Here is a 3,343-nt window from a genome sequence, read left to right as displayed (position 1 = left end):
CACTGGGCCCGGGACCCGAGGCCCCGATCAGCCCGGACCTCCTCGGCGCCCAGCGACCGGCGCGTCCGGCGCGGCGGCGGACCGCTCGGTCAGCGGGAACAGCCACTGGATGAAGTCGCTGGTTACGCTCCAGCGCCGCGTCGTCCATCGCCAGGACGTCGAAAACCGTGCGCCCGCGCGCGTCGCGCCCCTCGCCCTCCAGGAAGGCGAGGACGGGGAACCGCGGCGCCTCCACCCGGCCGGATCCTAGGCGGCCTTGTCCCAGTTCAGCACCACCTTGCCCGACTGGCCCGACTTCATGGCCTCGAAGCCCTCGCGGTACTTCTCGTAGCTCATCTGGTGGGTGATCAGCGGCTGCAGGTCCAGCCCGGCCTTCAGCAGGCCCAGCATCTTCCTCCAGGTGGTGAACATCTCGCGGCCGTACACGCCCTTGATGGTCAAGGCCTTCAGGATGATCGTCCCCCAGTCGGTCTCCATCGGCTTGGACGGAATGCCCAGCAGCGCCATGCCGCCGCCCATGATCAAGGTGTCGACGCACTGCTTAAAGGCGATGGGCGAGCCCGACATCTCCAGCGCCACGTCGAAGCCGACCTTCAGGCCCAGCTCGTGCATGACGTCCTTCAAGTCTTCCTTGGTGGTGTTCACCGTGCGCACGCCCGGCGCCACCTTCTGGGCCAGTTCCAGGCGGAAGTCGTTGATGTCGGTCAGCACCACCGTCCGGGCGCCCGCGTGCCGCGCGACGGCGGCGGCCATCATGCCGATGGGGCCGGCGCCGGTGACCAGCACGTCCTCGCCCAGCAGGTCGAACTGCTGCGCCGTGTGCACCGCGTTGCCGAACGGGTCCAGGATCGAGCCGATCTCGTAGGGCACGTCGTCGGGCAGCTCGATCACGTTGAAGGCCGGGGCCACCACGTATTCGGCGAAGGCGCCCTGGCGGTTCACGCCGATGCCGCGCGTGTCGGGGTCCAGGTGGAAGTGGCCGCGCGGGCGGCTTCCGAGTTCAGGTCGATGACGTGCCCCTCGGCCGAGACGCGCTGGCCGACCTTCAGGCGCCGGTCGACGTCCTTGCCGATGGCGACGATCTCGCCGGCGAACTCGTGGCCGGTGATCATCGGCACCGGCACGTTCTTCTGGGACCACTCGTCCCAGTTCCAGATGTGGATGTCGGTGCCGCAGACAGCGGTGCGGTGCACCTTGATCAGCACGTCCTCGTCGCCCGCGACCGGGATCGGCGCGTCGATCAGCTCCAGCCCGACTTCCGGCTTCGTCTTGGCCAGGGCCTTCATGGTGTCGGTCATGTGCAACTCCCTACGTCGTCATTCCGGGGCGCTCGAAGAGCGAACCCGGAACCCAGGACCGCCGCGCCGCTTGTGAACCTGCCGTCCAGCCCAGTCCCCTGGGTTCCAGGTTCCGCTGCGCGGCCCTGGAATGACGGTAAGAAACCTAGATCACGCCCAGTTCTTTCCCCGCCGTCTTGAACGCCGCCACCGCCTCGTCAATTTGTTCGAAGGTGTGCGCCGCCGACATCTGGGTGCGGATGCGGGCCTGGCCGCGCGGGACCACCGGGAAGCTGAAGCCGATCACATAGACCCCCAGCTCCAGCATCCGCGCCGCCATGTCCTGGGCCAGCTTGGCGTCGCCCAGCATCACCGGGATGATCGGGTGCTCGCCCGGCAGCAGGTCGAAGCCCGCCTCGGTCATCGCCGCGCGATACCGGGCGGCGTTGGCGAACAGCTGGGTCCGCAGGCGGTCGCCCTCCTCGCCCCCGGCGATCCGGATCGCCTCCAGCGACGAGCCGCAGACGGCCGGCGACAGGGCGTTCGAGAACAGATACGGCCGCGCGCGCTGCTTCAGCAGTTGGACCACCGGGGCCGTGGCGCAGATGAAGCCCCCCATCGCCCCGCCCAGCGCCTTGCCGAAGGTGCCGGTGACGAAGTCGACCTTGACCCCGTGGTGGGCGAACGAACCCTTGCCTTGCGGCCCCAGGAAGCCGGTGGCGTGGCAGTCGTCGACCATGATCAGGGCGTCGTACTTGTCGGCCAGCGCCCGGACGTCCTTCAGCCTGGCGATGTAGCCGTCCATCGAGAAGGCGCCGTCGGTGGCGATGACGATCTCGCGCGCGCCGTCGGCCCGGGCCTGCTTCAGCTGGGTCTCCAGGTCGTCCATGTCCGAGTTGGCGAACCGATAGCGCTTGGCCTTGCACAGGCGCACGCCATCGATGATCGAGGCGTGGTTCAGGCTGTCCGAGACGATGGCGTCCTCGGCCCCGAACAGCGGCTCGAAGATGCCGCCGTTGGCGTCGAAGGCGGCGGCGAACAGGATCGCGTCCTCGAAGCCCAGATAGTCGGCGATCGCCCGCTCCAGCTCCTTGTGGATGCCCAGGGTGCCGCAGATGAACCGCACCGAGGCGGTGCCCGCGCCATAGACCTCGGCCGCGTTGTTCCCCGCCGCGACCACTCGCTCCTCGCCGGCCAGGCCCAGGTAGTTGTTGGCGCAGAAGTTCAGGACGCCCCGGCCTCCGACCTGGATCACGGGCCCCTGGCGGGAATGGATCACGCGCTCGGGCTTGGTCAGCCCCTGGGCGTCGATGTCGGCGAGTTCCGCGGAGACGCGGGCATGGAAGGTCGCGGTCATGCGCGCTCCGCTACGCCGAATTCGCGCGCGTTTGAAGCCCTGGGATCTGCACTTTAGTTCCGCTCATCCCCGCGAAAGCGGGGACCCAGTGCTTTGGGCGATGGACCAGCGGAGCGGGACCGCCGCCCGCCGTCCATAAGCGCTGGAACGGGGGAAAAGAACTGAGTCCCCGCTTTCGCGGGGATGAGCGGAAGGCGAGCGAATGCGAAACCCTAAGCCGTCGGCTCCGGCGCGGGCCGCGGCGCGCCGGTCAGCGACCGGATCGGGCTGACCTGCACCCGGCCGCCGCAGGGGGTGAAATCCAGGTCCAGCGACACGGGCGAGGTGTCGCCCGGCGCCGTCACCCGGATCCGCTTGGCGGCCGGGCAGACCCGCTCGCCCTGCCCTTCGTGCGGGACCACGTTCCAGGCCAGCTCGAAGGCGGCCTTGGCCTGTGGAGCCAGGGTCACCGGCGCCGGCGCCTGGCCGGCGGTGAAATAGCTGCCCAGGGCCTGGTCCGTGCGGATGGCGGTCAGGTTGCGCCCCTGCCGGTCCTGCAGCGTCACCGCCGGATAGCCGGTCAGGGTGCAGGCCTGGGCCCCGATGTTCTGCAGGCCGATGTTGGCGACGCGGTTGCCCGCCCCGGCATCCCCGCCCTCGTTCGACAGCTTCAGCTGCGGCCCCTTGCACGGCGCGGCCGCCGGCAGGACGCCGCCCGGCGCGGGCTGGG

Annotated in this window: 5 protein-coding genes; all 5 read right to left on the bottom strand. The window is 69.7% G+C overall.

Annotation, left to right across the window (positions count from 1 at the left end):
- Nucleotides 1-235: hypothetical protein (locus AC2W7C_RS15330; RefSeq protein WP_486002180.1), on the bottom strand; the 235-nt coding region annotated here is incomplete at its 3' end.
- Between the two features lie 11 nt (nt 236-246).
- Nucleotides 247-942 (bottom strand): zinc-binding dehydrogenase, encoded by a 696-nt coding sequence (locus AC2W7C_RS15325; protein ID WP_486002179.1) that lies wholly within the window; start codon nt 940-942, stop codon nt 247-249.
- The gene (locus AC2W7C_RS15320; protein ID WP_486002178.1) at nt 939-1,298 is read right to left on the bottom strand and encodes an alcohol dehydrogenase catalytic domain-containing protein; all 360 of its coding nucleotides are present in this window, start codon (nt 1,296-1,298) and stop codon (nt 939-941) included. Before AC2W7C_RS15320 ends, AC2W7C_RS15325 begins: the two co-directional genes overlap by 4 nt.
- A 145-nt stretch (nt 1,299-1,443) precedes the next feature.
- Nucleotides 1,444-2,634, bottom strand: a complete 1,191-nt coding sequence (locus tag AC2W7C_RS15315; protein ID WP_486002177.1) for a glycine C-acetyltransferase — start codon at nt 2,632-2,634, stop codon at nt 1,444-1,446.
- Nucleotides 2,635-2,846: 212 nt separating this feature from the next.
- Nucleotides 2,847-3,343: DUF4232 domain-containing protein (locus AC2W7C_RS15310; protein ID WP_486002176.1), on the bottom strand; the 497-nt coding region annotated here is incomplete at its 5' end.

The sequence above is a fragment of the Brevundimonas sp. CURTG3B2_SDJG genome (genome assembly GCF_057364705.1).
The sequence above is the reverse complement of the archived record's forward strand: the minus strand, read 5'-3'. Positions and strand labels throughout refer to the sequence as shown.

Coding starts and splice junctions, on each gene's coding strand:
- AC2W7C_RS15320 (WP_486002178.1), bottom strand. CDS start 1,298: ATGACCGACACCATGAAGGCCCTGGCCAAGACGAAGCCGGAAGTCGGG.
- AC2W7C_RS15315 (WP_486002177.1), bottom strand. CDS start 2,634: ATGACCGCGACCTTCCATGCCCGCGTCTCCGCGGAACTCGCCGACATC.